Origin of the sequence: Arthrobacter sp. MYb224 (assembly GCF_002975455.1) — a bacterium.
Taxonomy (GTDB): Bacteria; Actinomycetota; Actinomycetes; order Actinomycetales; family Micrococcaceae; genus Glutamicibacter.
The window spans coordinates 13,918-30,209 of the sequence record NZ_PCPU01000009.1 but is presented as its reverse complement, the minus strand read 5'-3'; the positions used below and the strand labels follow the sequence as shown (position 1 = coordinate 30,209).

13 protein-coding genes are annotated in these 16,292 nt (G+C 59.8%); 10 read left to right on the top strand and 3 right to left on the bottom strand.

Annotated elements, in window-relative coordinates:
* Nucleotides 1–113: 113 nt before the first annotated feature.
* The 3 genes from CQ017_RS15085 (at nucleotide 114) to CQ017_RS17935 (ending at nucleotide 2,913) form a co-directional block, all read left to right on the top strand.
* Nucleotides 114–872, top strand: a complete 759-nt coding sequence (locus CQ017_RS15085) for an alpha/beta fold hydrolase (RefSeq protein WP_181150561.1) — start codon at nucleotides 114–116, stop codon at nucleotides 870–872.
* Between the two features lie 80 nt (nucleotides 873–952).
* Nucleotides 953–2,278, top strand: a complete 1,326-nt coding sequence (locus CQ017_RS15080; RefSeq protein ID WP_096288510.1) for an ATP-binding protein — start codon at nucleotides 953–955, stop codon at nucleotides 2,276–2,278.
* A gap of 32 nt (nucleotides 2,279–2,310) precedes the next feature.
* A complete protein-coding gene (locus tag CQ017_RS17935; RefSeq protein ID WP_146112500.1) occupies nucleotides 2,311–2,913 on the top strand; it encodes an HNH endonuclease in 603 nt (200 codons plus the stop codon).
* A 103-nt stretch (nucleotides 2,914–3,016) separates the two neighbouring features.
* Here CQ017_RS17935 and CQ017_RS15075 read toward each other — a convergent pair whose 3' ends face one another.
* The gene (locus tag CQ017_RS15075; RefSeq protein ID WP_105554375.1) at nucleotides 3,017–3,802 is read right to left on the bottom strand and encodes a helix-turn-helix transcriptional regulator; all 786 of its coding nucleotides are present in this window, start codon (nucleotides 3,800–3,802) and stop codon (nucleotides 3,017–3,019) included.
* 84 nt (nucleotides 3,803–3,886) lie between these two features.
* On the opposite strand from CQ017_RS15075, the gene ilvD reads away from it, so the two are divergent.
* From ilvD to hpaD, 7 genes are all read left to right on the top strand, one after another.
* Entirely contained in the window at nucleotides 3,887–5,806 is a 1,920-nt protein-coding gene (ilvD, locus tag CQ017_RS15070; protein ID WP_105554374.1) for a dihydroxy-acid dehydratase, read from the top strand.
* 208 nt (nucleotides 5,807–6,014) lie between these two features.
* Nucleotides 6,015–7,634 (top strand): hypothetical protein, encoded by a 1,620-nt coding sequence (locus CQ017_RS15065; RefSeq protein ID WP_105554373.1) that lies wholly within the window; start codon nucleotides 6,015–6,017, stop codon nucleotides 7,632–7,634.
* Nucleotides 7,635–7,975: 341 nt separating this feature from the next.
* Nucleotides 7,976–8,275, top strand: coding sequence for a hypothetical protein (locus CQ017_RS17930; RefSeq protein ID WP_141393498.1), 300 nt, complete (start codon nucleotides 7,976–7,978; stop codon nucleotides 8,273–8,275).
* A gap of 185 nt (nucleotides 8,276–8,460) precedes the next feature.
* Complete coding sequence (locus tag CQ017_RS15060; RefSeq protein ID WP_105554372.1) at nucleotides 8,461–9,963, top strand: fumarylacetoacetate hydrolase family protein; 1,503 nt, start codon at nucleotides 8,461–8,463, stop codon at nucleotides 9,961–9,963.
* The gene (locus CQ017_RS15055; RefSeq protein ID WP_105554371.1) at nucleotides 9,963–10,622 is read left to right on the top strand and encodes a GntR family transcriptional regulator; all 660 of its coding nucleotides are present in this window, start codon (nucleotides 9,963–9,965) and stop codon (nucleotides 10,620–10,622) included. The genes CQ017_RS15060 and CQ017_RS15055 overlap by 1 nt, the downstream gene beginning before the upstream one ends.
* A gap of 77 nt (nucleotides 10,623–10,699) precedes the next feature.
* Nucleotides 10,700–12,205: a 5-carboxymethyl-2-hydroxymuconate semialdehyde dehydrogenase gene (gene hpaE / locus CQ017_RS15050; protein ID WP_105554370.1), complete on the top strand. Its 1,506-nt coding sequence runs from the start codon at nucleotides 10,700–10,702 to the stop codon at nucleotides 12,203–12,205.
* A 35-nt stretch (nucleotides 12,206–12,240) separates the two neighbouring features.
* The gene (gene hpaD / locus CQ017_RS15045; RefSeq protein ID WP_258133730.1) at nucleotides 12,241–13,350 is read left to right on the top strand and encodes a 3,4-dihydroxyphenylacetate 2,3-dioxygenase; all 1,110 of its coding nucleotides are present in this window, start codon (nucleotides 12,241–12,243) and stop codon (nucleotides 13,348–13,350) included.
* Nucleotides 13,351–13,499: 149 nt separating this feature from the next.
* Here the strand turns inward: hpaD and CQ017_RS15040 are convergent, their stop codons facing one another.
* Nucleotides 13,500–14,852, bottom strand: coding sequence for an MFS transporter (locus CQ017_RS15040; RefSeq protein WP_105554369.1), 1,353 nt, complete (start codon nucleotides 14,850–14,852; stop codon nucleotides 13,500–13,502).
* 8 nt (nucleotides 14,853–14,860) lie between these two features.
* The gene (locus CQ017_RS15035; protein WP_105554368.1) at nucleotides 14,861–16,276 is read right to left on the bottom strand and encodes a M20 family metallopeptidase; all 1,416 of its coding nucleotides are present in this window, start codon (nucleotides 16,274–16,276) and stop codon (nucleotides 14,861–14,863) included.
* Between the last annotated feature and the right edge of the window lie 16 nt (nucleotides 16,277–16,292).

Here is a 16,292-nt window from a genome sequence, read left to right as displayed (position 1 = left end):
CCTTGCCTCATTTCCAGTGCTGTAGAATTGGTTAGAGTCATTCTGACATTAACAGCATTGCCGCGCTAGTTCCAGATCACAGTCGCAGGTCAAAATGACCTATGATCGAAGGCATGACCCTGGATCTTAATCTTCGAGTGATTCCCGCAAACAATGAGGTGAACGGCCCATCCGTGCTGTTCATCCACGGTTTCGCCTCATCCGGCGAATTGAATTGGGCGCGTTCTCGCTGGCTGAAATATTTCACCGATGCCGGACGTAACGTACTGCTCATCGACCTGCCGGGCCACGGCGAGGACCCCCGCCGCAATAGCGGCAGCTGGGCACCGAGCCAGATTCGCCAGGCATTGGCCGCGATCGTCATGGAACGCGATGAGGGTCCGGTCGATGTCATCGGCTATTCCCTGGGTTCACGCCTGGCTTGGGAATTCGCCGCCTACAACCCGGACCTGGTGGAGCATCTGGTGATCGGCGGCCCCGGCGCCGGTGATCCGCTGGCCGCCTTCGCCCTGGATCAGGCTCGCGCCAACCAGGCTACCGGCGAGGAAATCAATGATGATTACACCGCCACCATCATGAAGATTGCCGCGGCCGAGCCCAGCAACGATCTAACCGCGCTATTCGAGCTGATCGAAGCGATCAAATCCGAGCCGTACGATCCAGCCGCCAAGGTGCCCACGGTTCCGACGCTGCTCGTCGCCGGGGATCGAGATGAGCTGGCCACGACCATGCCGCATCTGCGCCGACTGCTGAAGGATGCGGGTACCACCAATGAGGTGCTGTGGCTCGCCGGACGCAATCACGCCAACGCGGTGACCAGCCTTGAATTCAAGGAGAAAGCCCTAGTCTTCACGACCTCTGATCGATTTTAGAAGCTCATCTTCCGTACCACTATTCACCAGAACAGCATCTGAAAATGAACAACTACCTTCTAGCATCATAAGTAGGTCCCATGTTAACAATTTATAAAACCAAAAGGTTCTCCTTCGAACTAAGCAGTATAGCCACGGAATCGAAAAATCGTTTCACGGCGATTATCGGTGCAAACGGTAGCGGAAAGAGCCGCCTCCTAACTGACATCGCATCTAGCTACTTACAGTCTCACGAAGACATCAGCCCATCTCGAAAGGAAACTGGAAAAGTTCAACCATCGTTGCCAACTAGACAAACGATGAAAAACCATCCCGCTCTACTTGTCGTGTCAAATTTACTCACGGACACGTTCCCTTTCACCCGCAAGGTTGACGAGCGTTATAAATACCTCGGCCACAAACGAAATAACAATATGTTCACAACGGGGTCTTTGAATTACCTCACGACGTCTTCGTTGCTGGACTTACTTTTGTACCCTAATTTATTCTCCTCATATACACGTATGATCAAGAAATATCTTGATCTAGGAGAAATAAATTTCATGATAAATGGGAAGGTTTCAATAAATCTAGAGAAGACAATATCCAATTACCTTGCAAGCCGCAACGAAGAACATGCCGAAAATACCCGTAGAGTTCATAAGCCAGGGTTCGAATCGATCTCTTCCGAGGTTTTGGTTGACTCATTTGCACTCGATATTTCAGAATGGGCAAATAAGGCTATCTCTTATGGATCCGACATTTCAAGTCGATTTCGACTGTCTAGCATTTCCCTTCAGGAACTTCTTTCAATATGCCAAAATTTTAACGTTAAACCCTCGACTGTTTATAGAATGCTAAGGCAAACTAATAGCGCTTCTATAGAATTATTGGTTTCAAAAAAATTTGGATCTTTTCCAGTAGAAGAACTAAGCACCGGTGAGCAATTATTGCTCTCCACAATAGCTCGAATTGCGGCAAACATCGAACCGCAATCCCTCGTATTAATCGATGAACCCGAAGTTGGATTACACCCCAATTGGCAACAAAAAATCATAGTTATGATTTCGGAGATTATCCCCGCCGCCTACAAGTGCCACTTTCTTCTCGCGACCCATTCCCCATTCGTCGCTTCCGAGGCGCACGACATTTTGATCCCCGGCAGCAAATGGGGTGAGTTTATCGAGTATCCAGACTCCGTCGCAGCTCGTTCAATAGATGATATTTTATATCGTGTATTTGGCTCCACTGTCGCGGGTAACACGGCTGTGCAGCGCGACGTTCAAGTTCTCTTAGAACAAATTGCGGGTATCGAAAGCCATGACAAGGATCTGATTAAGAATTCATATGAAAGATTATCTAAAATAGCGGATTCTGACACTGTAGAGCTGAATAGCGTTTTGCAGGCTATTGCACGAGAGATCTAAGTACTTTGCGAAATTTCCCCATTATAGGGCTTATGGAAGACCCCTCGATCTCTACCCTGCAAGCAGGTGCTCAGAAGGGTATGAGAAGAAAATGGACATCCTCCACACCAAAAGTAAAAGAATTCAAACGTATAGCACGGCAACAACTACACCACGCGCAGACTGGTCGCTGTGCTTATTGCTTACTTCCTGTGGGAAATGATTCCGCGCATCGCGTCCCGCAAATTGATCATTTTGCGCCATGGAAAAAATATCCAGAATGGACATATGAACCTCGGAATTTCACCTTATCGTGCCCCACTTGTAATGAGGACAGGAAAGGTGACAAGGACACACTTTCAACTTCAAGCCGAATTAGACCAATGAGGCGCTACACTGACTTGATATTCGAAATATTTCACCCATATATGGATGAGGCATCTGATCATTTCGAGGGCGGATACCCGTCACCACTATCTAAGCCAGAACCAATTTCTGGGATTTCCGAAAAAGGAAAGAAAACAATCAGTCTTTTCAAACTTCATTCTTCCGACATGCTCAGATTGTGGCAAGATGAACACTTCCGAGCCAAACGCGAGCAAATGAATTCAGTTGAACGGTCAAGATTTGAAAGAATCATGGACAGCTTAAGCTAGATGGTGGTCTTTCGTAAATTATTTCATTTGCAGTATTGAATCTGATTTTGTAGTTCCGAGTCTCTAGAGAATTGGAATACTATCAACATTTCCCTTAATTTCACTAGAATTGATGTGGTATATACATCAGCAGAGTGAGATCTGAGGCTTGAACTGGTGTCAAGTTGTGTTGCTCATAACGTGTTAGTCCTTTTATCGGGTGCCGGAAGTATCGTTGACCGCTTTGGAATCCTGCCACGTCCCGCTCCTTCCAAATCTCCGCGAATTCTGGCGAGGCCGCCGACACCTGTCCGACGATGCCGCTGTCCCCCGCCGGGTTCAGCCACCCGCGGGTTTCCGCGCGGAAGCTTCCGACAAAGCTGCGGCTCTGCTCTTCCCAATCCGGCAGCATCTCGCGCAGCGCGGCGTCGGTGAACACCAGCCAGAGCAGGTTCCGGTCTGCATTATCCAGCGATTTGATCCGCGGATAAAGCTGCGCATAGGCTTCGTTCCATCCGATGATGGACCAGTCGGATCCGAGTAGGAAAGCCGGGAATTCCAGAGAATCGAGAAGTTGTTGCAGCGCCGGAGTGATCCCGCCCGAGGCCTCTCGTACGATCTCCCGATGCCCGCCCAGGGACAACAGGTAGGTGCTCTCCACCGGCGTCAGCCGAAACAGCCGGGCCAGTGAGACCAGCACCTGGCGTGAGGGGTTGATATCCCGCGCCTGCTCCAGCCACGTATACCAGGTCACCGAAACGCCGGCCAGGGTCGCGACTTCTTCGCGGCGCAGGCCGCGCAGCCGGCTGCGGCCCACCGCCGGCAGCCCATGCGCGTCGCGGTCTGCGCGCGCCCGGCGGTCCTTGAGGAAAGCCGCCAGCTCATCGCGGCGTCTCTGCTCGGCATCCATGGGCACTTCTCCTCAATGTGGTAGTAGTACTACTAGTATCAAGGCCGTCTGGGTTAGCGAACAAATCCATGATGGGATTTGAGGATGACCACTTATCGCTCGCACACCATTACCCACGGCCGCAACATGGCAGGCGCCCGCGCACTGCTGCGCGCAGCCGGCGTCAACGGCGCTGATCTCGGCCGCAAGCCGATCATCGCCGTGGCCAACAGCTTCACCGAATTCGTTCCCGGCCACACCCACCTTCAGCCGGTGGGCCGCATCGTCTCCGAGGCCATCATCGAGGCCGGCGGGATCCCCCGCGAATTCAACACCATTGCCGTGGACGACGGCATCGCCATGGGTCACGGCGGCATGCTCTACTCGCTGCCTTCGCGCGATCTGATTGCCGACTCGGTCGAATACATGGTCAACGCACACTGCGCCGACGCGCTGATCTGCATCTCCAACTGCGACAAGATCACCCCGGGCATGCTCATGGCAGCCCTGCGCTTGAATGTTCCTACCGTGTTCGTCTCCGGCGGCCCGATGGAATCAGGACGCGCCACCCTGGTCGATGGCACCGTGCGCACCTTGGACCTGGTGGATGCCATCTCGGAGGCAGTGAACGAAAACGTTTCCGACGCGGACCTGCTGCGCATCGAGGAATCGGCCTGCCCCACCTGCGGCTCCTGCTCGGGCATGTTCACCGCAAACTCGATGAACTGCCTCACCGAAGCCATGGGCTTGGCCCTGCCGGGCAACGGTTCCACCTTGGCTACCCACACCGCACGCACGGCACTGTATCAAAACGCCGGCAAGACCATCGTGGATATCGCAAACCGCTACTACGCGGACAGCGACGAGACGGTACTGCCACGCAATATCGCCACCATCGAGGCCTTCGGCAACGCGATGACCCTGGATATTGCCATGGGCGGTTCCACCAACACGATTCTTCACCTGCTGGCCGCCGCCCACGAGGCTGGCGTCGAGTTCGGCTTGGAAGAAATCAATGAAATTTCCGGCCGGGTGCCCTGCCTTGCCAAGGTCGCCCCGAACTCCGCCGGCGCGGGGAAGATCTACTACATGGAAGATGTCCACCGGGCCGGTGGCATCCCTGCCATCCTCGGCGAACTGCGCCGCGGCGGACTGCTCGATGACACGGTGAACACCGTGCATGCCGCCACCATGGGCGAGGTGCTGGACGACTGGGATATCCGCGGCGGCAAAGCCACCGACGTGGCCCTCGAATTGTGGCATGCCGCTCCTGGCGGGGTACGTTCCTCCACCGCCGGTTCGCAGTCCGCGCGCTGGGAAGAACTGGATACGGACGCCGCCGAAGGCTGCATCCACTCGGTGGAGCACGCTTACTCCCAGGACGGCGGATTGGCTGTGCTGCGCGGCAACATTGCCGTGGATGGCGCCGTGGTCAAGACCGCTGGCGTGGATCCCTCCATCTGGAGCTTCACCGGTCCGGCGGTAGTCTGCGAGTCCCAGGACGAGGCGGTAGAGAAGATCCTGAACAAGCAGGTGAAGGCCGGCGATGTAGTGGTCATCCGCTACGAGGGCCCCAAGGGCGGTCCGGGCATGCAGGAAATGCTCTACCCGACTTCCTTCCTCAAGGGCCGCGGCCTGGGCAAGTCCTGCGCGCTGATCACCGATGGCCGCTTCTCCGGCGGCACCTCCGGACTATCCATCGGGCACGTCTCCCCCGAGGCAGCGTCCGGCGGCATCATCGCCCTGGTTGAGGATGGCGACTCGATCTCCATCGACATCCCGACCCGCGACCTGACGCTGAACGTGCCCGACAACGTGCTGGCCGAGCGCCGCGAGCGCCTGCTGGCCACCACCGGCTACCGCCCGGCCAACCGCGAACGCGTGGTCTCCCCTGCACTGCGTGCCTACGCCGCGATGGCACTGTCCGCGGACAAGGGCGCGGTGCGCGATGTGGACCGCGTGGAGCGTGCCCTGCGCGAAGCCGATGAACGCGCTGCGGCAGTTGCGCGCACCACCGCTGTCTAAGGAAAATTCTGTGGCTTTGGCCCCCGGAGCTCACACGTCAGTGGAACTTCCGGGGGGCTTCGCTGCTTGATCGGCACCACCGCGGATGAAACGCCCAACCCCGGACCATTGGGAACGATAGACTGCTGGTGTCGACACGGATACTCACCCAATCAGATCCTGCCTTATTGCCGCCCTTCATTCGCTTCCTGTCCAGCAAAGGAACTTCATGTCCACTCCAGTAGATCCAACGACCGAAATTTCCGACGTCGTCCGGGACAATGAGTCAGAGTCGGCATTGGCTGCCACTGAGTCCGAACTGACTTTGCTGAACGTCGGAGACGGCTATGCGTTACTTTTTGCCGACCACGCCCCTAAGGGTATGGACCTGCTCGAATTCAATGTGCTGGGCCAGGCAGCCGGAGAGCGGCTCACCGACCGCCTCTCGACCGCGGCCGGTGTCGGGAACCTCGCCGCACTGGGTGCCAGCGCCCTGCCTAAAGCCCAAGGGCTTGTCCGCTTGGCTCCAGAATCGCTGCAGCTTCTGAACCAGGCAGGAAATTCGTTGATGCAATCCGGTGGCCAAAGTCTGGGAACCATCGTTACTGCAAACGGGAAGTTAGTTGCCCACGCACGCCTTCTTCCCGCAGTAGGGGCTCAGGGTGCACTCTTGGCGCCGATGCTGGGTCCGGCCTTGGTCTTGCTGGCGCTACAAATGCAGCTCGCCTCAATCTCGCGTCGGGTTGACGAGAACATCGAGCTGACCCGTGACGTGTTGCGTGCCATCCACCAAGACCAGTGGGCCACACTAATCGGCCTGCATGAAACTAGCCTCCAGGCCCTGAACGAAGCCGAGGCGGCTGGAACGGTCAACGAGCACATCTTTGCCCCGTTGGCCAGCCGTCAGGCCGATCTGCGCAAGTTCCGCAAGTTGTTCGTGGATTTCGTGCGGGATCACCTCAAGGCACTGGATGCGGACGCCAAAACCAGTCGAAGCTATATCCAGAAAAATTTCGACCAGATCATCGCCGATGCTCACGGGATGCTCATGGCCGAATTCGCTTGGTACCGCGCCCAAGCGCTGCGCGGCAGCCTCATCAGCCACGACGCACAAAATCTGGACGCAAACGAACGTCTGCTTACCCACCTCGTTGAGGAAACCAAGTCCGAACATGACGAAGCCATGTTGGAAATCGCCCACTTGCTCGCCGAGGTTGAACGCAACGTGCGATTGCTGTCATTGTTGCCCTCCGCACGCAGCCTTCCCTTCACGTCGAAGCGTCGCAATATTGACGAGGCCATGGCGATGGCAGAAGCCCTCTCGGCCTCCGTCGCCGATCTGCGCAGCCAGGTACTCCCCCGAAGAAGGGCCGTGGCTCCGAAGGTTTCCGTATTCAAGTCCGAGACCCCAAGCAAACTGACAGATATCCTTGCTTGGTCCCTTCCTGAGCCTGCACAGGTTCTTGCCTTGGCCGATGCAAATCAGGAAAGACTCCTCGCGAACAACGTATATCTCGGAATTGCCTCAGAATATTTCTTTGTGGCTGATCAGAGCGAACTCACTAAAGAAGGCGCCGTTGAGCGCATCACCCCGCTGAACGATATCCGTTACGTCCGCTTCCTTGAAAGGCCAAAAAAGGGTCCTACTTTGGAGATCATCACCAAGGACGAGAACCTCACCTTCACCTTCGACTCATGGGCCGTCGAGGGCGAAGGGTTGGAGTCGGCCCGTCGAATGGCAAACCTCTTCTCCAGCGTGATGAACCTGCCTGCCCACGAGCAGCGGACCGATCCACTCATGGAGGAAATCTTGGAGAATTCAAAGGCATCCAAGGCTATTGAGTCCTAAAAGCAAGACACAGGTACGGCAGCCCGTTTAACCACGAATACTCCAAGGGGCCTGCCGTACCAGTTTCGCATTTCTGAAATGACGCATCTAGCGGCAGTCATCGGCTTTCCCTCCCTACGGCGGTGCGAGCACTTGACCTCAGGAGTAAGCTCTTCAAGTCAAATGTCCGAGCAGCTCAGGCGCCCGGCCTAACTGGGCGTGACTTGTGAATTCGTCGAATAGACGACGCCAGGGTTCTCTGTGCCCGACATTGTTCGTTCGCAAGACAAGTGGGTAAACCTCCACCAACCCTAATTCTTCTGGCATGAGTCTGAACCAGATATCACGTACGAATCAAGGTAATGGCTACTGACCATTGCGATCACCCGCGCGTCCGTCTCCTTGTTGTGAAAAGGACAGGTTACAGGTCAGAAGAAGTCCTGTTTCTGGCGAAGAATCGCGCTACCGACGGATTTTCTACTTTTTCGCCACCCACCCCGATTGCAGCTTTCCAGCTACAGGCATTTGTCCTGCAAGAGCACAACGCCATCATTTCTGTTCAACTGCCCCATTTTGAACTGGATCATATATACGATCTCTGGCTCCATCGCGCTGACTTGCGCCTATTTCTACAACCGATTCGCGCCCGGAAAAGTGGTTGATTAACCGACCGCCCAGGTGAAGAATCGGAGTTAACTTCCGCGGAATCACGGGAAAATTCCACCCAATCAGGAACTTCAGGCAACCAGTGGCGAAGCAATCGCGCGCAGTGACTTGACAGTGCCTGAGATTCAGCGCACACTGATCGTATACGATTTGATGTACGACGAAAGTGGGAAGATCAAAGATGAGTAATCCGATCCCGGTGAGCGAAGAAACTTTCGCCCAGGCTGGCAAGGTCCTTGCAGTGCACCTGAGCTACTCCTCGCGGGCAGCCCAGCGTGGCCGCACCCCGAAGTTCCCGAGCTACTTCATGAAGGCCACCAGCTCGCTGGCGACCACCGGTTCCACCGTTGAACGCCCGGCCGGCACCGAGCTACTCGCCTTCGAAGGCGAAATCGCCTTGATCATCGGCAAGGCCGCCCGCCGCGTCTCGGTTGAGGAAGCCTGGAGCTACGTCGGCTCGGTTACCGCCTCGAACGACCTCGGCGTCCACGACATCAAGTACGCGGACAAGGGCTCGAACATCCGCTCGAAGTCCGGCGACGGCTACACCCCGATGGGCCCCACCGCCCTCGCGGCGGCCGAGCTGGATCCAGCGAAGCTGCGCGTGCAGACCTGGGTCAACGGCCAGATCGCCCAGGATGCCGACACCTCGGAATTGCTCTTCTCCTTCGCGCAGATCGTCGCGGATCTTTCCCAGCAGATGACCCTGCAGCCAGGGGACGTCATCCTCACCGGCACCCCGGCCGGCTCCACCGTCTTCTTCCCGGGCGACGTCGTCGAGGTTGAGGTCACCGACCTGCTCTCCGGCGCCACCACCGGCCGGCTGAAGACCACCGCGGTCGAGGGCACCCAGACCTTCGCGGCCTTCGGCAACCAGCCAAAGGTCACCGACAAGGACAAGGAAGACGCCTACGGCGACCGCGAAACCGCCGGCATGCCAGCGCTTGTCACCGGCAAGTCGGTACTCACCGACAAGGTCCGCGAGCAGCTCGCCGCGGTGGCCACCGCCACCCTGTCCGCCACCCTGCGCAAGCGTGGGCTGAACAACGTGAACATCGAAGTCCCCGGCGCCACCAAGGGCATGAAGCGCGTGATCGGCACCGCCCGCACCCTGCGCTACATCCCTAACCGCGAGGACCTGTTCAAGGCCCACGGCGCCGGCTACAACATGCAGAAGCAGTCCATCGACTCCCTCGGCGACGGCGAAATCCTGGTCATGGAGGCCCGCGGGGAAACCGGCTCGGCCACCCTGGGCGACATCCTCGCCCTGCGCAGCCAGCAGCTGGGCGCCGCGGCGATCATCTCCGATGGCGGCGTGCGCGACCTGGATGCGGTGAGCAACCTGGAGATCCCGGTCTTCTACAACGGAGCGCACCCCGCGGTCCTCGGCCGCAAGCACGTGGCCTGGGACAAGGACCTGACCGTGGCCTGCGGCGGCGTGTCGGTGCAGCCCGGGGATGTCATCGTGGCGGACTCGGACGGCATCGTGGTGATCCCGCCGGCACTGGTCGAAGAGGTCGCCGCCGAAGCGATGATCACCGAATCCAACGACGAGTTCATCTTCGCCATGGTCCAGCGCGGCCACGGCATCGAGGGCCTGTTCCCGATGAACGCCGAGTGGAAGACCAAGTACAACGCCTGGAAGGACGCCGGATCCCCGGATCTGGCCAGCTGGGAACTGTAATGAGCAATTCCAAGTCAGAGGTCGCCTACGCGCTGGTCTCCGAACGGATCGTCAACGGGGCCTACTCCCCGGGCTACCGACTCGTTCTGGGAACCATCGCCGAAGAACTGGGCTGCTCGGTGGTCCCGGTACGCGAGGCCATCCGACGCTTGGAAGCCGAAGGTCTGGTGCACTTCACCCGCAATGTGGGCGCCACCGTCGCACAGGTCGACTCCACCCTGTACCTGCACACCATGCAGACCCTCGCGGTCATCGAACCGGCCGCCACCGCACTTGCGGCGGCGGCAATGGACGAGGCGTGGCTGAAGCGGGCGCAGGAGCTGAACGACGCGATGCGCCAGTGCCTGGAGGACTTCAACCCGGTGGCCTTCACCGCGTTGAACAACGAGTTCCACCAGCAGCTCTACAGCCAGTGCCCGAACCCGCACATCCTGGACCTGGTGCAGCGCGGATGGCGCCGGCTCGCGGCCATGCGAGCCAGCTCCTTCACCCACATCCCGCACCGCGCCAGAGCCTCGGTGGAAGAGCATCAGCACCTGCTGGAACTCATCCGCGCCCACGCCTCCCCCCGGGAAATCGAAGAGGCCGCCCGCACGCACCGCACCAACACGCTCAACGCCTATCTGGACCAGGCCGGAATGGCCCCCTCGGTCATCTAGCCTCGGCCCAGCCACCTAAAAAGATTTCACAATTTCATGACTTTCACCGTTGAAAGCCACGCGAAAGGAAAACATCCATGAGCAAGCACTTCGTTCCGGAAAACCTGCCGACCCACCTGCAGCACTACATCGGCGGCAAGTTCGTCGATTCCATCGGCGGGGAAACCTTCGGCGTTCTTGACCCGGTCACCAACCAGGACTACGCCACCGCCGCCGCCGGCCAGCAGGCCGACATCGATGCAGCGGTCGCCGCCGCCACCGAGGCTTTCAACAACGGCCCATGGCCGAAGATGAAGCCACGCGAACGCGCCAACGTGCTGTACAAGATCGCCGACGCGGTCGTTGCCCAGCAGGACCGCCTGGCCGAGATGGAAACCTTCGACACCGGCCTGCCGATCACCCAGGCCAAGGGCCAGGCCCAGCGCGCCGCGGAGAACTTCCGCTTCTTCGCCGACCTGATCGTCGCCCAGCACGACAATGCGCTCAAGGTCCCGGGCTCGCAGCTGAACTACGTGAACCGCAAGCCCATCGGCGTCGCCGGGCTGATCACCCCCTGGAACACCCCGTTCATGCTCGAATCCTGGAAGCTCGCCCCGTCGATCGCCTCCGGCTGCACCGTGGTGCTCAAGCCGGCGGAGTTCACCCCGCTCTCCGCTTCGCTGTGGGCCACCATCTTCGAAGAGGCCGGCCTGCCCGCCGGTGTCTTCAACCTGGTCAACGGCATCGGCGAGGAAGCCGGCGACGCACTGGTCAAGCACCCGAAGGTCCCGCTGATCTCCTTCACCGGCGAATCCTCCACCGGCCAGCTGATCTTCCGCAACTGCGCGGAGAACCTCAAGGGCATGTCCATGGAGCTGGGCGGCAAGTCCCCGGCCATCGTGTTCGACGATGCAGACTTCGACGCGGCCATCGACTCCACCCTGTTCGGCGTGTTCTCGCTGAACGGCGAGCGCTGCACCGCAGGTTCGCGCATCCTGGTCCAGCGCGGCATCTACGAGAAGTTCGTCGAGGCCTACGCGGCCCGGGCGAAGAACATCAAGGTCGGCGATCCGCACGATCCAACCACCCAGGTTGGTGCGCTGGTCCACCCGGAGCACTACAACAAGGTCATGAGCTACGTGGAAATCGGCAAGTCCGAAGGCCGCCTGGTCGCCGGTGGCGGCCGCCCGGAGAACCTGCCCGAAGGCCAGGAAAACGGCTCCTACGTCGCCCCGACCGTCTTCGCCGATGTCGCACCAGATGCACGCATCTTCCAGGAAGAGATCTTCGGCCCGGTCGTGGGAATCACCCCATTCGACACCGAGGAAGAAGCCCTGGAGCTGGCGAACAACACCAAGTACGGCCTGGCCGCCTACCTGTGGACCAACGACCTGAAGCGTGCCCACAACTTCGCGCAGGACATCGAGGCCGGCATGGTGTGGCTGAACTCGCACAACGTGCGCGACCTGCGTTCGCCATTCGGCGGAGTGAAGGCCTCGGGCCTGGGCCACGAGGGCGGCTACCGCTCGATCGACTTCTACACCGACCAGCAGGCCGTGCACATCACCCTGGGAGATGTGCACACCCCGAAGTTCGGCGCCTAACTACTTACCCTGCCCATTCGCAAAGGAGCAACACAATGAGCAAAGAGATTTCCAACCCCATCGCCACCCCAACGGTTCCAGCGCCGGACATCCTGCGCTGCGCCTACGCCGAACTGGTCGTCACCGACCTGGCCGCCTCGCGCAAGTTCTACGTCGACGTGCTCGGCCTGCACGTGTCCTACGAGGACGACACGCAGATCTACCTGCGTTCCTTCGAGGAGTTCATCCACCACAACCTGGTGCTGACCCTCGGCCCGGTAGCCGCGCTGAAGGCCATGGCCTTCCGCGTGCGCTCCACCGCCGAGGTCGACGCCGCCGAGGCGTACTACAAGGAATTGGGCTGCCGCACCGAGCGCCGCAGCGAAGGCTTCGTGCGCGGCATCGGCGATGCCGTGCGCGTCGAGGATCCGCTGGGCTTCCCGTACGAGTTCTTCTTCGAGACCGAGCACGTCGAGCGCCTGCACATGCGCTATGACCTGTACTCCGCCGGCGAGCTGGTCCGCCTGGACCACTTCAACCAGGTCACCCCGGATGTGCCGCGCGGCCGCAAGTACCTCGAAGACCTGGGCTTCCGCGTCACCGAGGACATCCAGGACGAAGAAGGCACCACCTACGCCGCCTGGATGCACCGCAAGGGCACCGTGCACGACACCGCGCTGACCGGCGGCAACGGCCCGCGCCTGCACCACGTGGCTTTCTCCACCCACGAGAAGCACAACATCATCCAGATCTGCGACAAGATGGGCGCGCTGCGCATCTCGGACCGCATCGAGCGCGGCCCGGGCCGCCACGGTGTGTCCAACGCGTTCTACCTCTACATCCTGGATCCAGATGACCACCGCATCGAGATCTACACCCAGGACTACTACACCGGCGACCCGGACAACCCGGTCATCACCTGGGATGTGCACGACAACCAGCGCCGCGACTGGTGGGGCAACCCAGTAGTTCCATCGTGGTACACCGAAGCCTCGAAGGTGCTGGACCTGGACGGCAACGTGCAGGAAATCATCGAGCGCACCGATAATTCGGAAATGGCGGTGACCGTCGGCGCCGACGGCTTCTCCTACACCCGCGAGAAGGACGAGACCGGCACCTACCGCGGCCAGGCTTCCAAGGGCTTCAAGCTCGGAAACCAGGTCTAGGAACCCACCGACGTAGCTTCCCTGAGCTACTACGTGAAAACCCCGGGGCGCTAGCGATTAGATTCGCTGGCGCCCCGGGGTTTTGCCGTTGCCCCTCATTCCCCTTCAGGCTGCCGGGGCGCCACACAGGGGTTCGTGCGCCACCCGCCCTACCGCACCGCCCGGAAACGGAATGCCGAGCCCAGCGCCACGATGCTGACGATGGACAGCACCGCCAGGTAATAACCTGGTGCGATCGGCTGCCCGGTGGCCTCGATGAGGAAAGCGCAAATCATCGGGGTGAATCCGCCGAATACCGCCACCGCCGCGTTATAGCTGAACGAAAGTCCCGTAGCCCGCGTGGAATCGCTGAAGACGTCCGCCATCACCGAGGGCAGCGCACCGAAATACAACGCCTTCAGCAGCCCCAGGATCGTCATGACGACCGCGAGCACCAGGAAGGTCTGGCCCGCGATCAGCCAGAGGAACAACGGGATAGTCAGCACCATGATCGCCAGCGCCGCCGGAACCATGATGCGCAGCCTGCCGAAGCGATCCGAAAGGTGCCCGACCACCGGGGTGGCGAAGGTCAGGATGACCCCGGAAATAATCAGCGAGGAGAACGAGATCGTAGGGCTCATCCCCAGGTGGTTGATGCCGAAGGTCGGCATGTACTGCAGCACAAAGTTCAGCGCCGTGGAAATGGCGAGCCCGCCGCCGGCCATGAGCACCGAGACCTTATTGGAGCGAAAGAGCTCGCGTACCGGAGCATGCACCGCGGGCACTGCGCCCTGCGGGCCGGTGGCAGGGCGTTCCGGCAACGGTGCTTCGTCGACGTGACGCCGTATCCACCAGCCGGCTGGTCCCACCAGCAGGCCGATGAAGAACGGGATGCGCCAGGCCCACTCGTTCATTTGCTCGGTGGTGAAAATGCTCGTCAAGACGACCACCGTGATCGCGGCCATCAAGGCACCCAACCCCTGGCTGGCGAATTGAAAGCTGCCGAGGAATCCCTTGCGCTCCTTGTTCTGCGCCAGCAGGTAGGAGGTGGCCGCGCCGAACTCTCCGCCGGCGGAGAATCCCTGAACGAGCCGGCCCACGATGAGTCCCAGCGGGGCCAGCATCCCGATCGTGTCATAGCCCGGCATCAGGGCAATGATCGCCGTGCCCAGCACCATGAGCCTGATGGTCAGGATCAGCCCCTTTTTCAGCCCCTTGCGGTCCGCATACGACCCCAGCACCAGCCCGCCCAGCGGACGAATCAGATAGGAGACGCCGAAGACCGCAAAGGCCTGGATGACTTCTACCGCCGGATTATCCGAGGGGAAGAAATTGTGGCCGATATAGATGGCCAGCAGCGCGTAGATGGACATGTCGTACCATTCCAGCGCATTTCCAACGGTGGCCGCGGCAATCCCGCGGGCTGCTGACTGGCGGCGTTGCGGCGCGCCGGAGGCGGCACGCTCCGGCCGTTGATGCAGGCCGGCTTGTTCCTCAACTGGTGATTGCTGGTGATTTTCCATGCTGGGTCCTAAATCTTCTCATTGGTCAACGCCACCGTGCGTGGCAGGTCATTGCGAGTTCCCAGGTCATGGAAGAGTCCGCACATCATTTTCAATCCCTGCCGCAGCACCGATTCCAGGGCGTGCTCATTGGGCCCGTGCTGCTGGCACCCCGGATAGGAGTGCGGGATCCACAACGTCGGCAGGCCCAGAGTTGCTTCAAAGACCTCATTGGGCAGCGAGCCTCCGATATTCGGCAGCACCACGGTGGGCATGCCCGTGGTCTGCTGGACAGAATCGCTGGCCCAGCGCACCCATGGGTTATCGGGGTCGATTCGGCTCGCCGCGAAGCACTGGCCCATTTTCAGCTGCACCATTGGATACCCGGCCTCGTTCAACGCCCGGCGAATCGCTCCCTCCAGCTCATGCATATCTGTGCCAACCACAAAGCGCAGCTGCAATACCGCGCGCGCTTCGCCGGGAATGGCATTAACCGGCCGGGAAATATCGGCGGAGCGAAGGGCGAGTACCTCCAAGGTATTCCAGCCATAGAGCCGCTCAGCGGGGCTCAGGCTGGTGTCGCCCCAATGGGGATCCAGTTCAGGATCCTGCGCGCCACCGCCCACCTTGACCATTTCGAGCGACTGGCGCACCGAGGAAGGCAATTGGCTAGGAAGCAACTCCGGCACCTGGATGCGCCCATGGCCATCGACGAGCACTCCGATGGCACCTGCGAGGGTGGTCGCGGGGTTGCGCAAGAGCCCGCCCCAATTGCCCGAATGGTAGCCGCCCGGACGCAGCGGAACGCTGAGTTCGAAGGTGGCTCCACCGCGCGCGCCGAGAAATATCGTGGGCCGCTCGGCGGACAGCCTGGGACCGTCGGAGGCGATGAACACGTCTGCGGCCAATTGACCACGATGGGCGGCGGCGTATTCCTGCAGGTGCGGCGAACCGATTTCCTCGCCGGCTTCGAAGAGGAAGACGAGGTTGAACCCGAGCGCGCCACGCTGGGCCAGGACCATCTCCAGTGCCTTGAGGTTCACCAAATGCTGGCCCTTGTTATCTGCGGTTCCGCGTCCGTACCATCTGTCGCCCTCGGCGCTCAGGACGAAGGGCTCGCGTCCTTCGTCCCACTGGCCGGCTTGGCCATCAACCACATCGGCGTGCCCATAGCAGAGCACCGTTGGGTGCTGATGGTGTTCGGTGCGCACCGCGCGAAGGAAGGAATTGCCCGAACCTTGCCAGTCGAGATCCAACTGCACCGTGAAACCCATGCGCTCCAGCCTGGCGCGCAATACCTCATCAAGATATGAGTTCATTGCAACTCTCATGGCTGCGTCGGTGCTGACGGTAGGGCAGGCAACTAGTTCGGACAGATCCTCGAACAGCTGGCCCGAGTCGACATATTGATCCGCAGTAGCCAGTAAATCTCGTCTATTCTGCATGGTTTCTCCCTTATCC

Bases quoted from the DNA above. Each gene is read 5' to 3' on its own strand.
- CQ017_RS15060 (WP_105554372.1), top strand. From the start codon at position 8,461: ATGAGTAATCCGATCCCGGTGAGCGAAGAAACTTTCGCCCAGGCTGGC.
- CQ017_RS15040 (WP_105554369.1), bottom strand. From the start codon at position 14,852: ATGGAAAATCACCAGCAATCACCAGTTGAGGAACAAGCCGGCCTGCAT.
- CQ017_RS15035 (WP_105554368.1), bottom strand. From the start codon at position 16,276: ATGCAGAATAGACGAGATTTACTGGCTACTGCGGATCAATATGTCGAC.
- CQ017_RS15075 (WP_105554375.1), bottom strand. From the start codon at position 3,802: ATGGATGCCGAGCAGAGACGCCGCGATGAGCTGGCGGCTTTCCTCAAG.
- CQ017_RS15085 (WP_181150561.1), top strand. From the start codon at position 114: ATGACCCTGGATCTTAATCTTCGAGTGATTCCCGCAAACAATGAGGTG.
- CQ017_RS15080 (WP_096288510.1), top strand. From the start codon at position 953: ATGTTAACAATTTATAAAACCAAAAGGTTCTCCTTCGAACTAAGCAGT.
- CQ017_RS17930 (WP_141393498.1), top strand. From the start codon at position 7,976: ATGGCTACTGACCATTGCGATCACCCGCGCGTCCGTCTCCTTGTTGTG.
- ilvD (WP_105554374.1), top strand. From the start codon at position 3,887: ATGACCACTTATCGCTCGCACACCATTACCCACGGCCGCAACATGGCA.
- hpaD (WP_258133730.1), top strand. From the start codon at position 12,241: ATGAGCAAAGAGATTTCCAACCCCATCGCCACCCCAACGGTTCCAGCG.
- CQ017_RS17935 (WP_146112500.1), top strand. From the start codon at position 2,311: ATGGAAGACCCCTCGATCTCTACCCTGCAAGCAGGTGCTCAGAAGGGT.
- CQ017_RS15055 (WP_105554371.1), top strand. From the start codon at position 9,963: ATGAGCAATTCCAAGTCAGAGGTCGCCTACGCGCTGGTCTCCGAACGG.
- hpaE (WP_105554370.1), top strand. From the start codon at position 10,700: ATGAGCAAGCACTTCGTTCCGGAAAACCTGCCGACCCACCTGCAGCAC.
- CQ017_RS15065 (WP_105554373.1), top strand. From the start codon at position 6,015: ATGTCCACTCCAGTAGATCCAACGACCGAAATTTCCGACGTCGTCCGG.